Raw genomic sequence first — 18140 nt, 5'->3', positions numbered from 1 at the left:
GGAATAGCTCAGTTGGTAGAGCACGACCTTGCCAAGGTCGGGGTCGCGAGTTCGAGTCTCGTTTCCCGCTCCAGATTTAACATCACCCTCATTTCAGTCCGTTAGCCGACTGTTTTACGTCGCGTGATTTTGATTGTTTCATGAAGGTTATCCACAGCACTGCACCCCATCATCTGCGCCTGTTACGGCGATCTGTAAATGGCTTTTGAACAGAGTTATCCACAACCTTGCAGGTTAACCGAAGCGATAGCCTCATTATTAAATAAACACAACTTTTATATAAGTTGTTGATATTTATCATTATGAAAATATTTCAATTTGTTATTTAACAGCAAAATCAGCGTTGTTGCAGTTGAATGACAACAGCTTTTTATTTTTATTCACAGCATGTGGAAAACGATAATTCGCGATCAAGCTGTTCAATCACGCATCACGCGGTAAACCCTTCTCTACTGCACGAACCAGGCGCTTCTGCTGGGCAGGTTGCACTTCAACCACGAGTTGCTCGCGTTTCTGCTGCTGCTGCGTGATTGCCCACAGAATATGTTCATCCAGCAGGTCACTTTCACCGAGTCGTTGTTCCAGTACCTGAACGATTTCGGGCGACCAGGGCGCGTTACCCAGCGCCACTGCAATATTACGCAGCCAGCGTAAATGACCAATGCGGCGAATCGCTGAGCCTTCAGTGATGCGTAAAAACTTCGCTTCATCCCATTGAAACAGATCGATCAGCTCAGGGGCGTGTAGCGCCGCTCGCGGTGAAAAATCGCTTTCGTCACTGAGTTGTCCATAGCGATTCCACGGACAGATCAGCTGGCAGTCATCACAGCCATATATCCGGTTGCCCATCAGCGGGCGAAACTCTTCCGGGATCGCGCCTTCCAGCTCAATGGTGAGATAGGAAATACAGCGCCTGGCATCCACGACGTAGGGCTCAACGATCGCGCTGGTAGGGCAGATGGTCATGCAGGCGACACAGCGGCCACACTGCTCCTGCTGCGGTGTATCTATCGGCAGCGGAATATCGATCAGCAGTTCGCCGAGGAAAAACCATGAGCCTGCTTCCCGATTCAGTATCAGCGAATGTTTGCCGGTCCAGCCGAGTCCCGCTTTGGCTGCCAGCGGCCGCTCAAGCAGCGGGGCCGAATCCACAAACGGGCGAAAATTAAGCTCGCCACAATGCTGCTGGATCATTTCTCCGAGCTTTTTCAGTCGATTGCGCAATACTTTGTGGTAATCACGACCTAATGCATAACGGCTGACATAGCCCAGCTGGGGATTTTTCAACGTGCTGGCAAAGGCGGCTTTGGCCGGAAGGTAGTTCATGCGAACGCTGATAACGCGCAGCGTGCCGGGCAGCAGTTCATGAGGACGCGCCCGCATCATGCCGTGTCGCGCCATCCACTCCATCTCGCCATGATACTGCTTATCCAGCCACGCCTGCAGGCGCGGCTCTTCCGCACTGAGATCGGTATCGGTGATGCCGACCTGCTGAAAGCCGAGATCCAATCCCCACTGTTTAATCTGTTGTGCGAATTGATGAAGATCGAGAGGGTATGACATGAGTAACCAGGATTCGAAGAAAAACAGCCGCAGTTTACCATATTCTGTCTGGCCTGCGCAGGCTGTGGCCCAGCTTGAGCAACAGGGGGCCGATGCGCTCGGCATTACGCTGTATGAGCTGATGCTGCGTGCCGGACAGGCCGCTTACGAGCATCTGACTGCGCACTGGCCAGAGGCCAGCCACTGGCTGATTCTGTGTGGTCACGGCAATAACGGTGGCGATGGTTATGTGCTGGCGCGACTGGGACAGGCGGCGGGCAAAACCGTTACGCTGCTGGCGTGCGAAAGTAAAAAAGCGTTGCCTGAAGAGGCGCAGCGTGCACGGGACGCGTGGCTGGATGCGGGCGGTGAAATTCATGCGGCCGATGCGGTCTGGCCAGAGCAGATCGATGTGATTGTGGATGCGCTGCTGGGAACCGGAAGTCATCGTGCGCCCGAAGAACCCTATGCCACGCTGATCCAGCAGGCGAACGCCCATGCGGCGCCGAAACTGGCCATTGATATGCCTTCCGGCTTATCAGCCCGCAATGGCACCGCGCCCGGTGAGGTAATCAATGCCAGCCATACGCTGAGTGTGGTCGCTCTTAAACCGGGCCAGATCACTGGCAAAGCGCGAGATTACATTGGAGAGCTTTACTATGCCGATCTCGGCCTGGCCGCTTTTCTGGCGGGCGAAGTAGCTCCCATCGCGCGTTATGATGCCAGCGCATTAACCCGCTGGCTCAAGCCGCGCAAACCAACCTCGCACAAGGGCAGTCATGGCCGGCTGCTGGTAGTGGGGGGCGATGCCGGTACCGCTGGCGCGGTGCGGATGACGGCAGAAGCGGCGTTGCGCAGCGGTAGTGGGTTAGTGCGAGTACTTACTCACAAAGATAATATTATTCCGATCCTGACCGCCCGGCCCGAAATTATGGTCGATGAACTGACCAATGAGCGCCTGACGGAGGCGCTGGAGTGGGCCGATGTCATTGCGATAGGGCCCGGTCTGGGTCAGCGCGACTGGGGAAAGCGGGCGCTGAAGCAGGTCGCGAGCAGTGAAAAGCCGATGCTTTGGGACGCGGATGCACTTAACCTGCTGGCAATCAGTGCGGAGAAACGTCAGAATCGCATTATTACGCCGCATCCTGGAGAAGCGGCGCGTTTGCTTAATACCGAGACCAGTGAAATTGAGAGTGACCGCTTACATGCAGCGCAGACATTGGCGCAGCGTTATGGTGGCGTAGTGGTACTGAAAGGCGCCGGTACGCTGATTGCCAGCGAGCAGGGTGAAATGGCCTTTGCTGACGTGGGCAATGCCGGAATGGCCTCCGGCGGTATGGGCGATCTCCTGAGTGGAATCATCGCCTCGCTGGTGGGCCAGAAACTGACGCTGTTTGATGCGGCCTGCGCCGGCTGCGTTGCACATGGTGCCGCGGCCGATGCGGTCGCTGCGGAACGTGGTACGCGCGGTATGCTGGCAACTGATTTACTGGATCTGCTGTGGCAGTTTGTTAATCCTGAGATGAATAAAGAAGCATGAAGACCTGTGTTATCTCTTTGCCCGATGAGGCGGCTACGCTCAGTTTGGGCGCTCAGCTGGCGCGCGCCTGTGGCAGCGCGGCAGTGATTTATCTCTATGGCGATCTGGGGGCGGGTAAAACCACCTTCAGCCGCGGCTTTCTGCAGGCGCTGGGCCATCAGGGCAACGTCAAAAGCCCTACTTACACGCTGGTTGAGCCTTACACGCTGGACGACCGCACACTTTATCACTTCGACCTCTATCGTCTTGCCGATCCTGAAGAGCTTGAATTCATGGGCATCCGCGACTATTTCAGCGGCGATGCTATCTGCCTGGTTGAATGGCCGCAGCAGGGCGCCGGTTTTCTGCCGCCGCCCGATCTCACGCTAACGCTGCGTTACGTGGGTGAGGCGCGTGAAGCGGAACTGACGGCACAATCCTCGTCGGGCCAGCAATGGCTTGAACAATTTGGTCAGGGCAGGGATCAGGCATGATGTCACGGATGAAAATAGCGCTGGTGACACTGTTGCTGCTGGTCTGTACACCCCTGTTTGCCGCCACCCTGTCGGATATCAAAGTCGCTAATGGCGACAGCCAGGCAACCATCACCCTGAACTTTGCCGGACAACCTGTCTATGGCTTCTTCCCGCTGCGCAATCCTGACCGTGTGGTGCTTGATGTGCGCCAGAGCGGCGTGGTTCAGGGGCTGCCGTTAAATTTCAGCGGCGAAAACATCGTAAAGCGAATTCGCACCAGCACCCCGAAAGATAAACAGAGCGTGCGGCTGGTGTTTGAGCTGACGCAGGCGGGTAAAACCCGGGCGGTCACCCAGCGCAATGGCAACAGCTACAGCGTGGTCTTCACCATTACCGGTAAGCCACCTGCTGTTACGCGCAGTGTGCCTGCGCCGGTAACGGCCCCGACGCGCGTGCCCACCCAGAGTGCCGCAGCGGCTAACCCCTTTAATTCGAATCCGCTGACGTCCGTGACCAGTACAGCCAGCACCGTGAGTCCTGGCCGGGCCGTCAGCCAGAACGATACCGTGATTGTGGCGATTGATGCCGGACATGGCGGTCAGGATCCCGGCGCTATCGGGCAGCGCGGACTGAAAGAGAAGAACGTCACGATCGCGATTGCACGTAAACTGCGGGTGTTGCTGAATAACGATCCGATGTTTAAAGGCGTCCTGACGCGTGATGGCGACTATTTTATCTCGGTTATGGGCCGCTCCGACGTGGCGCGTAAAGCCAACGCCAACGTGCTGGTTTCAATTCATGCTGACGCCGCGCCGAGCCATGCGGCGACCGGTGCATCGGTCTGGGTATTATCAAACCGCCGGGCCAATAACGAGATGGCTAACTGGCTGGAGCAGAAAGAGAAACAGTCTGAGCTGCTGGGCGGCGCAGGTGACCTGCTGGCTAACAGTCAGGCCGACCCCTACCTCAGCCAGGCGGTACTTGACCTGCAATTCGGTCACTCGCAGCGGGTCGGTTATGACATCGCCCAGAAAGTGTTGCAGCAGATGCGCAGCGTGACGTCGCTGCATAAACGTCTGCCTGAGCATGCCAGTCTTGGCGTGCTGCGTTCACCCGATATTCCTTCTTTGCTGGTGGAAACCGGCTTTATCAGTAATTCCTCGGAGGAGCGACTGCTTGGCAGTAGCGCACACCAGGATAAGATTGCGCAGTCGATCTATAAAGGTCTGCGCACTTATTTCCTGGCGCACCCGCTGCAATCCATCCCAAAGGAGGAAAACCGGCCGCTGGGCTCGTCGCCAGCGGTTAACGTCGCCAGTAACCCGGCGACCGGGGTGACGCAATATACCGGCGTAACTCAGCGCCATACGGTAACGCGCGGTGAGACACTCTCCGGGATTGCCGCGAAGTATGGCGTCAGCATGTCGACCCTGCGTGAGATGAACACCCTGAAGCGGGATGTGGTATGGGTCGGACAGCGGTTGAAAGTGCCGGCCAGTGCGGCCGCCAGCCGCACCACGCGCGCCACGCCACGCGGCGTTGTGCGTCATAAAGTGGTTGTGGGGGATTCACTGACCGGCATTGCCGCACATTATGGCGTCAGCCCGAAAGCGATAATGCAGACCAATAATCTGAAATCGACCAACGTCATGTTGGGGCAGAACCTGAAAATCCCTGCATCCTGATTGTTTGCCCGGCCGCTGCGCCGGGCGACCAGCTAAAAGGAAAACCATGCCGATACAAATTTTACCGCCCCAACTGGCAAACCAGATTGCGGCGGGTGAAGTGGTTGAACGTCCTGCATCGGTTGTAAAAGAGCTGGTGGAGAACAGCCTGGATGCTGGTGCAACGCGCATTGACGTTGATATTGAAAAGGGGGGCGCAAAGCTTATCCGCATTCGTGACAACGGCTGCGGCATCGTGAAAAGCGAGCTGTCGATGGCGCTGGCCCGACACGCCACCAGTAAAATCGCCTCACTGGATGACCTGGAAGCGATCATGAGCTTGGGTTTTCGCGGTGAAGCGCTCGCCAGTATCAGTTCTGTCTCCCGCCTGACCTTAACCTCACGTACCGCCGATCAAACCGAAGCCTGGCAGGCCTATGCGGAAGGGCGTGATATGACGGTAACGGTTAAACCGGCTGCGCATCCCTGTGGGACTACGCTCGAAGTGCTGGATCTGTTTTATAACACCCCGGCGCGCCGCAAATTTATGCGCACAGAGAAAACCGAGTTCGGTCATATCGACGAAGTGATCCGTCGTATTGCACTGGCGCGTTTTGATGTCGCGCTTTCACTGAGCCACAACGGCAAAATGATGCGTCAGTATCGGGCCGTCAGCGAGGAGAGCCAGCGCGAACGGCGACTGGCAGCTATCTGCGGCACCACGTTTATTCAGCATGCGCTGCGAATTGACTGGCAGCATGATGATCTCTCGCTGCGCGGCTGGGTCGCCGATCCCGCCGGTTCGCGCCAGGTCACCGAGTTACAATATTGCTACGTCAATGGCCGGATGATGCGTGACAAGCTGATTAATCACGCTATCCGCCAGGCTTTCCAGACCCAGCTCCAGGATGACCAGCAGCCCGCTTATGTGCTCTATCTGGAGATCGATCCGCATCAGGTGGATGTCAACGTTCACCCGGCCAAGCATGAAGTGCGTTTTCATCAGTCACGCCTGGTGCATGATTTTATTTATCAGGGCGTGGTCAGCGCGTTACAGGCGATAGCGTCACCCATTTTGCCTGCGCTGCAGGCAGAAGAAGCCGCACCGCGCTGGCAGCCGGAAAACCGTCAGGCGGCGGGGGGGAATCATTTTGCGCAGCCTGCAGCGCCCGCCAGCGAGAATCAATCTTCAGCCTCCACGCGGCAAACACCGCCCGCAGCGGCGCCGGCCTGGCAAAACAAAGAGAACGTGTATCGTCAGCGTGAAGGCGCGGTTTATCAGCAGTTGCTGAAAACGCCTGTCAGCGCCACGCCGCCGCCAAAAAACCGTGAACCGGCACCGCGTCCGGCCGAAAAACCCTCGCCGCTGGCCGCGCATGCCCAGAGCTTTGGCCGGGTACTGACCGTGTTGCAAAACCATTATGCGCTGCTGGAGCAGGATCAGAAGTTAATGCTGATGGCGCTGCCGGTCGCGGCGCGCTGGCTGAAACAGGCGCAGCTTGAACCGGGTGAGGAAGGGCTTAAACCGCAACCCCTGCTGATTCCGGTGCGGCTCAAAATCGCCCTGGATGAACGGCAGGCCGCAAAAGAAAAGAGCAGCCTGCTCAATCAGATGGGTATTGATCTTCAGCCCGAAGGTGACCACGTGACCTTACGCGCGGTGCCTTTACCGTTACGAACACAAAATTTACAAATCTTGATTCCTGAGCTGTTAGGCTATCTCGCCCGGCAGCAGGAGATCTCTGCGACGCAACTGGCCCAGTGGCTGGCGCGGCGTCAGGATACAGAGTCCTCCGACTGGAATCACTCACAGGCGATCAACCTGCTGGCAGAGCTTGAACGGCTTTGCCCACAGCTGCTGAAATCGCCGCCTTCAGGCTTATTACAGCCCATAGAGATTGAGAGCGCGATCAACGCGTTGAAGCATGAGTGAATTAAACCAGGCTGGCCGGCCAAAGGCTATTTTTTTGATGGGACCCACGGCTTCTGGCAAGACTGCTTTAGCAATTGAATTGCGTAAGCGGTTACCAGTGGAACTAATCAGCGTAGACTCTGCCTTAATCTATCGTCAGATGGATATTGGTACGGCGAAACCGTCGGCTGAGGAGTTAGCAGTGGCACCCCATCGTCTGCTCGACATTCGCGATCCCGCTGAAGCCTATTCGGCAGCGGAGTTCCGGCGGGATGCTTTAGCAGAAATGGCGGATATCGTTGAAGCCGGACGAATACCGTTGCTTGTTGGTGGAACCATGCTCTACTTCAAGGCGTTACTTGAAGGATTGTCGCCGTTGCCCTCGGCCGATCCCGACGTTCGTCAGCGGATAGAGCAAACGGCGCGTGAAAAAGGCTGGGAAGCTTTACACCGCCAGCTGTGTGAAATCGACCCGGTTGCCGGCAGTCGTATTCATCCGAATGATCCGCAGAGACTTTCGCGAGCACTGGAAGTTTTTTTTATTTCGGGTAAAACTTTAACGGAACTGACAAAAACATCCGGTGAAGCGTTACCCTACGACGTGCAACAGTTTGCCATCGCCCCCGCGAGCCGTGAATTGCTGCACCAGCGCATCGCGTTGCGTTTTGAGCAGATGTTGGCGTCAGGATTTGAAGCGGAGTCTCGGGCCCTTTTTGCACGAGGTGATTTGCATACGGACATGCCTTCCATTCGTTGTGTTGGCTATCGTCAGATGTGGTCTTATTTATCGGGCGAAATCGATTACAGCGAGATGGTTTATCGGGGAATTTGCGCAACCCGGCAGCTTGCTAAGCGACAGATGACCTGGTTACGCGGTTGGGAAAATGTTCACTGGTTTGACAGTGACGAGCCCCGGCTGGCGCGTGATACAGTGTTACAGGTTCTTAGTGCGAAGCATGGGTGATTGTGTACAATTGATGGGTTATCGTGCGCAAATTTTTACGCAGTTTTTTTCAGAACCATAGGTTCTACTTGCAACAAACAACAAGCATATAAGGAAAAGATAGAATGGCTAAGGGGCAATCATTACAAGACCCGTTTTTGAACGCACTGCGTCGTGAACGTGTTCCGGTTTCGATTTATCTGGTTAACGGTATTAAGTTGCAGGGTCAGATTGAGTCATTTGATCAGTTCGTCATTTTGTTGAAAAACACGGTGAGTCAGATGGTGTATAAGCACGCCATTTCTACCGTTGTTCCTTCACGCCCGGTTTCTCACCATAGCAATAATACCGGTGGCGGCAGCAACAATTACCATCATGGCGGCAGCAACACAACTGCGCAGCCACAGCCACAACAAGACGGTGATAACGCAGAATAACGCGTCACCGTACAGCCAGGAACGGAGAACAGCGGTTTTCCGTCCTGGTCTTTTATTTAGCGAGGTTATAGCTTGTTTGACCGTTATGAAGCCGGTGAGCAGGCCGTACTGGTACACATCTGGTTCTCCCAAGACAAAGAAGTAGAAGATTTGCAGGAGTTTGAAACCCTGGTCTCTTCTGCTGGCGTTGAGGCGCTGCAAGTGGTTACTGGCAGCCGCAAAGCGCCACACCCCAAGTATTTTGTCGGTGAAGGAAAGGCCGTTGAAATTGCCGATGCGGTAAAAACAACAGGAGCATCGGTCGTATTATTCGATCATGCCCTTACGCCCGCTCAGGAAAGAAACCTCGAGCGCCTGTGCGAATGCCGGGTCATTGATCGCACTGGTTTAATTCTGGATATCTTTGCCCAACGCGCACGTACCCACGAAGGTAAATTGCAGGTTGAGCTGGCACAGCTGCGCCATCTTGCGACACGTCTGGTGCGCGGCTGGACCCACCTTGAACGCCAGAAAGGCGGGATTGGTTTACGTGGCCCGGGTGAAACGCAGTTAGAAACGGACCGCCGGCTGTTGCGCGGCCGTATCAGTCAGATTTTGTCTCGTCTTGAGCGAGTTGAAAAACAGCGTGAGCAGGGACGTCAGTCACGCGCCAAAGCGGATGTGCCAACGGTTTCGCTGGTGGGTTACACCAACGCCGGCAAGTCGACCCTCTTTAACGCCATGACCTCCGCCAATGTCTTTGCCGCAGACCAGCTGTTTGCGACGCTCGACCCCACACTGCGCCGTCTGAATGTTGCTGATGTCGGGGACGTGGTACTGGCGGATACGGTAGGCTTTATTCGCCATCTTCCTCACGATCTGGTTGTCGCTTTTAAAGCCACGCTGCAGGAGACTCGTCAGGCGACGCTGTTAATGCACGTGATTGATGGGGCTGACCTTCGCGTCACGGAAAATATCGCTGCTGTCGATGCCGTACTGGAAGAGATTGAAGCGGACGAAATCCCGACGTTACTGGTGATGAATAAAATCGATATGCTCGACGGATTCGAACCGCGTATCGATCGTAACGAAGAGAACCTGCCAATCCGCGTCTGGCTTTCCGCCCAGACAGGCGCAGGCATTCCGTTGCTATGGCAGGCGCTGTCTGAGCGTCTGGCGGGTGAAATAGCCCAGCACGCATTACGTCTGCCACCGGAAGCGGGGCGACTTCGCAGCCGTTTCTATCAGCTGCAGGCGATTGAGAAAGAGTGGAATGAAGAAGACGGCAGTGTAGGATTGCAGATACGTATGCCCATTATTGAGTGGATGCGTTTATGTAAGCAGGAACCGTCGCTGACCAGTTACATTGTTTGATATTGCCCAAACGCATTTACCTTAAAAATTGAAGATTGTCGCACTTTCTTTGCAGACCCGAATACGCTGGCGTTACCCGAGTATTTTGGATTTCAGCAAGGCGGCAACTGAGTGAATCCCCGGGAGCTTACGCAGGTAAGTGACCGGGGTGAGCGAAGGCAGCCAACACCGCTGCAATCCGAAAGCTGAAGGGTAAAAATCGTAATTACAATAAATGGAGTAGAAACATGGCGTGGAATCAGCCCGGAAATAACGGACAGGACCGCGACCCGTGGGGAAGCAGCAATAATCAAGGCGGCAACTCTGGGGGGAATAAGGGAGGACGGGAATCCGGGCCTCCTGATCTGGATGATATCTTCCGTAAGCTGAGCAAGAAGCTTGGTGGACTGGGCGGTGGCAAACAGAACGACAACGGTCAGCGCGGCTCCGGCAGCGGTGGCAAAATTGTTGGTATCGTGGCTGTTGCTGCTGTAGTCATCTGGGCTGCAAGCGGTTTCTACACCATCAAAGAAGCGGAACGTGGCGTGGTGACGCGCTTCGGTAAATTCAGTCACCTGGTCGAACCTGGTCTGAACTGGAAGCCGACATTCGTTGATCAGGTGCGTGCGGTTAACGTTGAATCGGTGCGTGAACTGGCTGCTTCTGGCGTCATGCTGACTTCGGATGAGAATGTGGTGCGCGTGGAAATGAACGTGCAGTATCGCGTGACGGATCCGGAACGTTATCTTTATGCTGTGACCAGCGCGGACGACAGCCTGCGTCAGGCTACCGACAGCGCGCTGCGCGGCGTGATTGGTCGCTCTACCATGGACCGCATCCTGACCGAAGGTCGTACCGTGGTTCGTAGCGATACCCAGCGTGAAATCGACGAGACGATTCGCCCTTATAACATGGGGATCGCGGTACTGGACGTCAACTTCCAGGCTGCACGTCCGCCGGAAGAGGTGAAGTCTGCATTTGATGACGCGATTGCCGCACGCGAAAACCGCGAGCAGTACGTTCGCGAAGCCGAAGCTTACGCCAACGAAGTTCAGCCTCGTGCTAACGGCCAGGCGCAACGTATTCTGGAAGAGGCACGCGCTTACAAAGAGCGTACCGTTCTGGAAGCGCAGGGTGAGGTGGCGCGTTTCGCCAAGATCCTGCCTGAGTATAAAGCTGCACCCGAAATCACCAAAGAGCGCCTCTATATCGAGACCATGGAACGTGTGCTGAGCCATACCCGCAAAGTACTGGTTAACGATCGGGGTAATAACCTGATGGTGCTGCCGCTGGATCAACTGATGCGTGGCGGTCAGACTTCATCGGGCCAGAATGGTCAGAAAGGCGCGAATGGTTCTTCGCTGCCTGCGCGCTCCGATAGCAGTGCCAGCCGCAATGAAACGTCGTCATACAGTCCGGACAATATCATGGATCAGCGTCGGGCAAATGCTCAGCGCAGCGACAGCCAGCGCGAAGGGAGAGAGTAATCGATGCGTAAGCCAATAGTATTTTTAATCATTGTCGTGCTGGTGGCGCTCTATGCGTCCCTGTTTGTGGTGCAGGAAGGGCAGCGAGGCATTGTTCTGCGCTTCGGTAAAGTCCTGCGCGACGGCGAAAACAAGCCGCAGGTGTTTGAGCCGGGTCTGCATTTCAAGATTCCATTCCTGGAAACGGTTAAAACGCTGGATGCGCGTATCCAGACCATGGATAACCAGGCCGATCGCTTCGTCACCAAAGAGAAGAAAGATCTGATCGTAGACTCCTACATCAAGTGGCGTATCAGCGACTTCAGTCGCTACTACCTGGCCACTGGTGGCGGTGATGTCTCTCAGGCGGAAGTGCTGCTGAAACGTAAGTTCAGTGACCGCTTGCGTTCTGAGATGGGTCGTCTGGATGTGAAAGATATCGTAACGGACTCCCGTGGTCGTCTGACTACCGATGTGCGTGACGCGCTGAATACCGGCTCTGCAGGCAACGATGATGAAATCGCAACCCCTGCGGCTGATGACGCGATTGCCAGTGCAGCGGCCCGTGTCGAGCGTGAAACCAACAGCAGCGAACCGGCACCAAACCCGAACAGTATGGCGGCGTTAGGTATTCAGGTGGTGGATGTTCGCATCAAGCAGATCAACCTGCCGACTGAAGTGTCTGATGCGATCTTTAACCGTATGCGTGCTGAGCGTGAAGCGGTAGCGCGTAGCCAGCGTTCACAGGGTCAGGAAGAGGCGGAAAAACTGCGCGCCCAGGCCGATTACCAGGTCACCCGTACTCTGGCTGAAGCCCAGCGTGAAGCGCTGATTACACGCGGTGACGGTGATGCGGAAACGGCGCGGTTGTTTGCCGATTCGTTCAGCAAAGATCCTGACTTCTACGCCTTTATTCGTAGCCTGCGTGCCTATGAAAACAGCTTCAATAGCGATCAGGATGTGATGGTGTTAAGCCCGGATAGCGACTTCTTCCGATATATGAAGGCGCCCTCTAACGCGACACGCTAAGAACTGATATAACCTGTGGGCCGACAATGTTGTCGGCCCTTTTTTTTGGGTATCAGAATGAAAACAAGCATCTGGATGGCGCTGGCGCTGGTGTTAGTGCTGGAAGGGTTGGGACCAATGTTTATGCCGCGCGCCTGGCGACGCATGATCCTGACGATGACGCGGTTGCCCGATCGTCTGCTGCACCGCTTTGGTGGAGGACTGGTCGTTGCTGGCATGGTGATTTACTGCATGCTCAGCCTGCACGGCAACCTCTGAGGCTGACGTTCAGACCGGCTAAATTGTGCCTTTCAACGCTATTATCCCCAACATGTTGTAGTGATCAAAACTCAGGCAAAAAAGCGCGCAATCGTATGCTAAAAGTGCTGAAAACCACGGGATCAGATGGTAGAATCCTTTTTTAAGCAATCGGTGATTTTGAGAAATGGGTAAGAACGTCGTCGTACTGGGCACCCAATGGGGTGACGAAGGTAAAGGTAAGATTGTAGACCTTCTGACTGAGCGCGCGAATTACGTTGTGCGTTATCAAGGCGGCCACAATGCGGGCCACACGCTTGTCATAAACGGTGAAAAAACCGTCCTCCACCTGATCCCTTCTGGCATTCTGCGCGATAACGTCACCAGCATCATTGGTAACGGCGTAGTGCTCTCTCCTGAAGCCTTAATGAAAGAGATGAAAGGCCTGGAAGCGCGCGGGATTCCGGTACGTGAACGTCTGCTGATTTCTGAAGCCTGTCCGCTGATCCTGCAATATCATGTTGCGATGGATATGGCGCGTGAACGTGCTCGTGGCGCCAAAGCGATTGGTACCACGGGGCGTGGCATCGGACCGGCTTACGAAGATAAAGTCGCTCGCCGTGCCCTGCGCGTCAGCGACCTGTTTAACAAAGAAACCTTTGCTGCCAAGCTGAAAGAAGTGGTCGATTTCTACAACTTCCAGCTGGTGGAGTACTACAAAGAGCCGGCAGTTGACTTCGATAAAGTGCTGAGTGATGTGATGGAAGTCGCTGACATCATCACTGGCATGGTCGTTGACGTCTCTGAACTGCTGGACGTCGCGCGTAAGCGTGGCGATCTGATTATGTTTGAAGGTGCGCAGGGTACGCTGCTGGATATCGATCACGGTACCTATCCGTACGTGACCTCATCCAACACCACCGCAGGTGGCGTAGCGACCGGTTCAGGCATTGGCCCGCGCTATGTCGACTACGTGCTGGGTATTGTGAAAGCTTACTCAACCCGCGTTGGCGCAGGCCCGTTCCCGACCGAGCTGTTCGATGAAACCGGCGAATTCCTCTGTGCGCAGGGTAATGAGTTTGGTGCGACCACCGGTCGTCGTCGTCGTACCGGCTGGCTGGATGCGGTAGCGGTTCGCCGCGCGGTCCAGATCAACTCCCTGTCAGGTTTCTGCATGACCAAGCTGGACGTGCTGGATGGCCTGAAAGAGGTGAAGATCTGTGTGGCTTATCGTATGCCTGATGGCCGCGAAGTGACTACCACGCCACTGGCGGCAGAGAACTGGGAAGGCATTGAGCCGATCTACGAAACCCTGCCAGGCTGGAGCGAGACAACGTTTGGCGTCAAGACGCTGGAAGGTTTGCCTCAGGCTGCGCGTGACTACATCAAGCGTGTGGAAGAGGTAACGGGTGTGCCGATTGATATCATCTCAACCGGCCCTGATCGTAGTGAAACAATGATTCTGCGCGACCCGTTCGACGCGTAATCATTCAGGCCGGACGCTGTCCGGCCCTTGTTTTTCCATTCTTTGATGCCACTTAACCTCCCTTCGCTTGTCAAACCTTCTGCTGGCTTAAAAAAGCGCACGGCCAGACAGACTCTGGTTTATCATCGTAGCTAATCGAATGGCGATCCGATTTAATCCTGGCATCAATCACAGGGCGAATAAGGTCATGCCGCGCCTGAAGGTTCACTGAGGTTACTGTGCAGCTCACGAGTTTTACTGATTATGGCTTACGGGCACTGATTTATCTGGCATCGTTGCCGGAAGGTCAGCAGACCAATATTACGGAAGTGACGAACACTTATGGTTTGTCCCGTAATCATATGGTCAAAATTATCAATCAGCTGAGCCGGGCGGGCTATGTCGCCGCAACGCGTGGTAAAAACGGGGGCATTCGTCTGGGTATGCCAGCTCGTCAGATTGTCATTGGCGATGTGGTACGTAAGATGGAACCACTACAATTAGTGGATTGCGCGTCCTGTTCCATCACGCCAGCCTGTCGTCTGAAGCAGGCGTTACATGATGCGGTGCAGCGATTTTTGCAGGAGCTGGATAGCTATACGTTGGCAGATCTGGTCGAAGGAAATACACCACTTTATGAGATCATCTTGTCCAGATCGCCGGTGGAAATAAATATTAAATGACATCGGAGGAACCGCTATGTCAAAAGATCCTTTTCAGGATAGAGAAGCTGAAAAATACGAAAACCCTATTCCGAGCCGTGAATTTATTCTGGCTCTGTTAGAAAAACGTGAAAAACCGGCCAGCCGCGAAGAGCTGGCTGAAGAGATGAATCTGCAGGAAGAAGAACACCTTGAGGCGCTGCGTCGCCGCCTTCGCGCCATGGAGCGTGATGGTCAGCTGGTGTTCACCCGCCGTCAGTGTTATGCCCTGCCAGAACGTCTTGATCTCCTGCGCGGTAAAGTCATTGGCCACCGCGATGGCTACGGCTTCCTGCGGGCAGAAGGTCAGAAAGATGACCTCTACCTTTCCGCAGAACAGATGAAATTCTGTATGCACGGTGACGTGATCCTGGCGCAGCCGCTGGGTGCCGATCGCAAAGGCCGCCGCGAAGCGCGCGTGGTCCGGGTGCAGGAACCCCGCAACAATCAGATCGTTGGCCGTTACTTTACCGATGCCGGTGCCGGCTTCGTGGTACCGGACGACAGTCGCCTGAGTTTTGACATCCTCATCCCGCCTGAAGAGACGATGAATGCCCGCATGGGTTCCGTGGTGGTGGTTGAGTTGGTCCAGCGTCCGAACCGTCGCAGCAAAGCGATCGGTAAAATCGCCGAGATTCTGGGCGATGATATGGGTACCAGCCTGGCCGTGGATATGGCGCTGCGTACGCATGAAATCCCGCACACCTGGCCGCCGGAAGTGGAAGCTCAGGTCAGCAAACTGAAAGAAGAAGTCCCGGAAGAGGCCAAAAAAGGCCGCGTCGATCTGCGTAAGCTGCCGCTGGTCACCATCGATGGTGAAGATGCCCGTGACTTTGATGATGCTGTTTACTGTGAGAAGAAGCGCGGTGGCGGATGGCGTCTGTGGGTAGCTATCGCGGATGTCAGCTATTACGTCCGTCCGGGCACCCCACTGGATGACGAAGCGCATCAGCGCGGAACCTCGGTCTACTTCCCGTCGCAGGTTGTGCCGATGCTGCCGGAAGTGCTGTCGAATGGCTTATGTTCGCTTAACCCGCAGGTCGATCGCCTCTGTATGGTGTGCGAGATGACCATCTCGACCAAAGGTAAACTGACCGGCTTCAAGCACTACGAAGCGGTGATGAACTCCCATGCGCGTCTGACCTACAACAAAGTCTGGAACATTCTGCAGGGCGACAAAGAGCTGCGTCAGCAGTATGCGCCGCTGGTTAAAGACCTTGAAGAGCTGAACAACCTCTATCATGCGCTGGAAGCCGCTCGTGAAGAGCGCGGCGGTATCTCGTTTGAAACGGAAGAGGCGAAGTTTATCTTCAACGCCGAGCGCCGTATTGAGCGTGTTGAGCGCGTGTCACGTAATGACGCCCATAAGCTGATCGAAGAGTGCATGATCCTGGCGAACATCGCCTCGGCACGCTTCGTTGAGAAAAATCAGGAACCGGCGCTGTTCCGCGATCACGATCGCCCGACCGACGAAAGCATCAAGAGCTTCCGTACCGTGCTTAACGAGCTGGGACTAAGTCTGCCTGGTGGCAACAAACCGCAGCCAATCGACTATGCGGCGCTGCTGAAGCAGGTTGCCGATCGTCCTGATGCGGAAATGCTGCAAACCATGCTGCTGCGTTCGATGAAGCAGGCCGTTTACGACCCGGAAAACCGCGGTCACTTTGGTCTGGCACTCTCGTCGTATGCGCACTTTACCTCGCCAATCCGTCGTTATCCGGATCTGACGCTGCATCGCGCCATCAAATATCTGCTGGCAAAAGAGCAGGACGAAGGTAAAGGCCTGGTACAGCGCGCCATTAAATACCTGATGCCGAGAGATCGCAGCGTCGCCAAAGATATGACGACAGCAACCGGCGGCTATCACTACGACATGCCGCAGATGCTGCAACTGGGCCTGCACTGTTCCCTGACCGAACGCCGCGCCGATGAAGCGACCCGTGACGTCGCGGACTGGCTCAAGTGTGACTTCATGCAGGACCAGGTTGGCAACGTCTTCAACGGCGTCATTTCCAGCGTGACCGGATTTGGCTTCTTTGTACGCTTAAGCGATCTGTTCATTGATGGTCTGGTCCACGTTTCGACGCTCGACAACGATTACTACCGTTTTGACCCGGTAGGTCAGCGTCTGATCGGTGAATCGGGCGGTCGCACCTATCGTCTGGGTGACACGGTTGAAGTGCGTGTTGAAGCCGTCCATATGGATGAGCGTAAAATCGACTTTGCCCTGATCTCCAGCCAGCGTCAGGTACGTGGTGAAGGCAAAACCGCACGCGACCGGGCGAAGCGTGACGACAAAGCGCCAGCGAAACGCCGTCGTGATGCGAGCAAGAAGTCCAACTTCGAGCCGGACGCCGCTTTCCGGGGCGACAAGAGTAAGCCCGCCGCTGCAAATACCGAGAATAAAAGTAAAAACGTCTCGGAAAAAACCCGTAAAATCGCCGCCGCCACCCGGGCGAAGCGCGCCAGAAAAAAGGCGCAGCCTGACTGATGCGCGCACCCGCCCTTTCTCACTGAGAAAGGGCGGTCATTCATTCATTTCCAAACACTGAGCAGATCGATGAGCGAAATTATTTTTGGTATCCATGCCGTGCAGGCGCTGCTGGAACGTGATCCACAACGATTCCAGGAAGTCTTTATCCTCAAAGGCCGCGACGATCGTCGCCTGCAACCCGTGGTCGCCGCGCTGGAAGCTCAGGGGGTCGTGATTAAGCTGGCCGAGCGCAAGTGGCTCGACAGCCAGGTTGAAGGCGGTGTGCATCAGGGTATTGTGGCGCGGGTAAAACCGGGTCGTCAGTATCAGGAAGGCGACCTGCCGGATCTGCTGCAGAGCCTGGACAAACCCTTCCTGCTGGTGCTGGACGGGGTCACCGATCCGCACAATCTGGGTGCCTGCCTGCGCAGTGCCGATGCGGCCGGTGTTCACGCGATTATCGTGCCGAAAGATCGCTCTGCTCCCCTGAATGCAACGGCCAAAAAAGTGGCCAGCGGCGCGGCAGAAAATGTGCCGTTGATCCGCGTCACCAACCTGGCACGTACCCTGCGTCTGCTGCAGGAGTACAACATCTGGGTTGTCGGTACCGCAGGTGAAGCTGACCATACCGTCTTCCAGAGCAAAATGACCGGTCCGATGGCGCTGGTGATGGGCGCGGAAGGGGAAGGCATGCGTCGTCTGACCCGTGAGCATTGCGATGAGCTGATCAGCATTCCGATGGCCGGCAGCGTCTCTTCGCTGAATGTCTCGGTGGCTACGGGTGTCTGCCTGTTTGAAGCGGTGCGTCAGCGCAACGCCTGATCCCCGATGTGATCCTCGCCACAAATTAGTTTCTGTACCAGGCATAACTGCGCGTCATTCGTATATACCCAAAGGATTTCGGGTTGCATTGAGGCGGCAAGAGAACGAATCCCGATGAGCTT

15 protein-coding genes are annotated in these 18140 nt (G+C 55.5%); 14 read left to right on the top strand and 1 reads right to left on the bottom strand.

Features of this window, described 5'->3' with window-relative positions:
* Nucleotides 1-423 precede the first annotated feature (423 nt).
* The gene (gene queG / locus HFD87_RS18645; RefSeq protein WP_010256097.1) at nt 424-1563 is read right to left on the bottom strand and encodes a tRNA epoxyqueuosine(34) reductase QueG; all 1140 of its coding nucleotides are present in this window, start codon (nt 1561-1563) and stop codon (nt 424-426) included.
* Between queG and nnr the strand changes: the two genes are divergently transcribed.
* From nnr to rlmB, 14 genes are all read left to right on the top strand, one after another.
* Nucleotides 1562-3082: a bifunctional ADP-dependent NAD(P)H-hydrate dehydratase/NAD(P)H-hydrate epimerase gene (gene nnr, locus HFD87_RS18640; protein WP_167423774.1), complete on the top strand. Its 1521-nt coding sequence runs from the start codon at nt 1562-1564 to the stop codon at nt 3080-3082. The genes queG and nnr overlap by 2 nt on opposite strands.
* Complete coding sequence (tsaE, locus tag HFD87_RS18635; protein ID WP_010256103.1) at nt 3079-3555, top strand: tRNA (adenosine(37)-N6)-threonylcarbamoyltransferase complex ATPase subunit type 1 TsaE; 477 nt, start codon at nt 3079-3081, stop codon at nt 3553-3555. The genes nnr and tsaE overlap by 4 nt, the downstream gene beginning before the upstream one ends.
* Complete coding sequence (gene amiB / locus HFD87_RS18630; protein ID WP_167423773.1) at nt 3552-5222, top strand: N-acetylmuramoyl-L-alanine amidase AmiB; 1671 nt, start codon at nt 3552-3554, stop codon at nt 5220-5222. The genes tsaE and amiB overlap by 4 nt, the downstream gene beginning before the upstream one ends.
* A 46-nt stretch (nt 5223-5268) precedes the next feature.
* Nucleotides 5269-7134 (top strand): DNA mismatch repair endonuclease MutL, encoded by a 1866-nt coding sequence (mutL, locus tag HFD87_RS18625; protein WP_010699808.1) that lies wholly within the window; start codon nt 5269-5271, stop codon nt 7132-7134.
* Nucleotides 7127-8077: a tRNA (adenosine(37)-N6)-dimethylallyltransferase MiaA gene (gene miaA / locus HFD87_RS18620; protein ID WP_167423772.1), complete on the top strand. Its 951-nt coding sequence runs from the start codon at nt 7127-7129 to the stop codon at nt 8075-8077. Before mutL ends, miaA begins: the two co-directional genes overlap by 8 nt.
* Before the next feature lie 104 nt (nt 8078-8181).
* Entirely contained in the window at nt 8182-8493 is a 312-nt protein-coding gene (gene hfq / locus HFD87_RS18615; RefSeq protein WP_010256116.1) for an RNA chaperone Hfq, read from the top strand.
* Between the two features lie 72 nt (nt 8494-8565).
* Nucleotides 8566-9846: a ribosome rescue GTPase HflX gene (gene hflX, locus HFD87_RS18610; protein ID WP_167423771.1), complete on the top strand. Its 1281-nt coding sequence runs from the start codon at nt 8566-8568 to the stop codon at nt 9844-9846.
* Between the two features lie 227 nt (nt 9847-10073).
* Nucleotides 10074-11312, top strand: coding sequence for an FtsH protease activity modulator HflK (gene hflK, locus HFD87_RS18605; protein WP_010699807.1), 1239 nt, complete (start codon nt 10074-10076; stop codon nt 11310-11312).
* A gap of 3 nt (nt 11313-11315) precedes the next feature.
* Complete coding sequence (gene hflC, locus HFD87_RS18600; RefSeq protein WP_010256123.1) at nt 11316-12320, top strand: protease modulator HflC; 1005 nt, start codon at nt 11316-11318, stop codon at nt 12318-12320.
* Between the two features lie 57 nt (nt 12321-12377).
* Nucleotides 12378-12578, top strand: a complete 201-nt coding sequence (locus HFD87_RS18595; RefSeq protein ID WP_010256126.1) for a DUF2065 domain-containing protein — start codon at nt 12378-12380, stop codon at nt 12576-12578.
* A gap of 166 nt (nt 12579-12744) precedes the next feature.
* Complete coding sequence (locus HFD87_RS18590; RefSeq protein ID WP_010256129.1) at nt 12745-14043, top strand: adenylosuccinate synthase; 1299 nt, start codon at nt 12745-12747, stop codon at nt 14041-14043.
* 218 nt (nt 14044-14261) lie between these two features.
* Nucleotides 14262-14705 carry a nitric oxide-sensing transcriptional repressor NsrR gene (gene nsrR / locus HFD87_RS18585; protein WP_010256130.1) on the top strand — a complete coding sequence of 148 codons (444 nt, stop codon included), beginning with the start codon at nt 14262-14264 and terminating at the stop codon, nt 14703-14705.
* Nucleotides 14706-14721: 16 nt separating this feature from the next.
* Nucleotides 14722-17214 (top strand): ribonuclease R, encoded by a 2493-nt coding sequence (rnr, locus tag HFD87_RS18580; RefSeq protein ID WP_061902002.1) that lies wholly within the window; start codon nt 14722-14724, stop codon nt 17212-17214.
* A 69-nt stretch (nt 17215-17283) separates the two neighbouring features.
* Entirely contained in the window at nt 17284-18018 is a 735-nt protein-coding gene (gene rlmB / locus HFD87_RS18575) for a 23S rRNA (guanosine(2251)-2'-O)-methyltransferase RlmB (protein WP_167423770.1), read from the top strand.
* The last annotated feature ends 122 nt before the right edge of the window (nt 18019-18140 follow it).

It is taken from the genome of Pantoea sp. EKM21T (assembly GCF_011800405.1).
In the GTDB taxonomy this organism is placed as follows: Bacteria; Pseudomonadota; Gammaproteobacteria; order Enterobacterales; family Enterobacteriaceae; genus Pantoea; species Pantoea agglomerans.
This window is presented reverse-complemented; position numbering and strand designations above follow the sequence as displayed.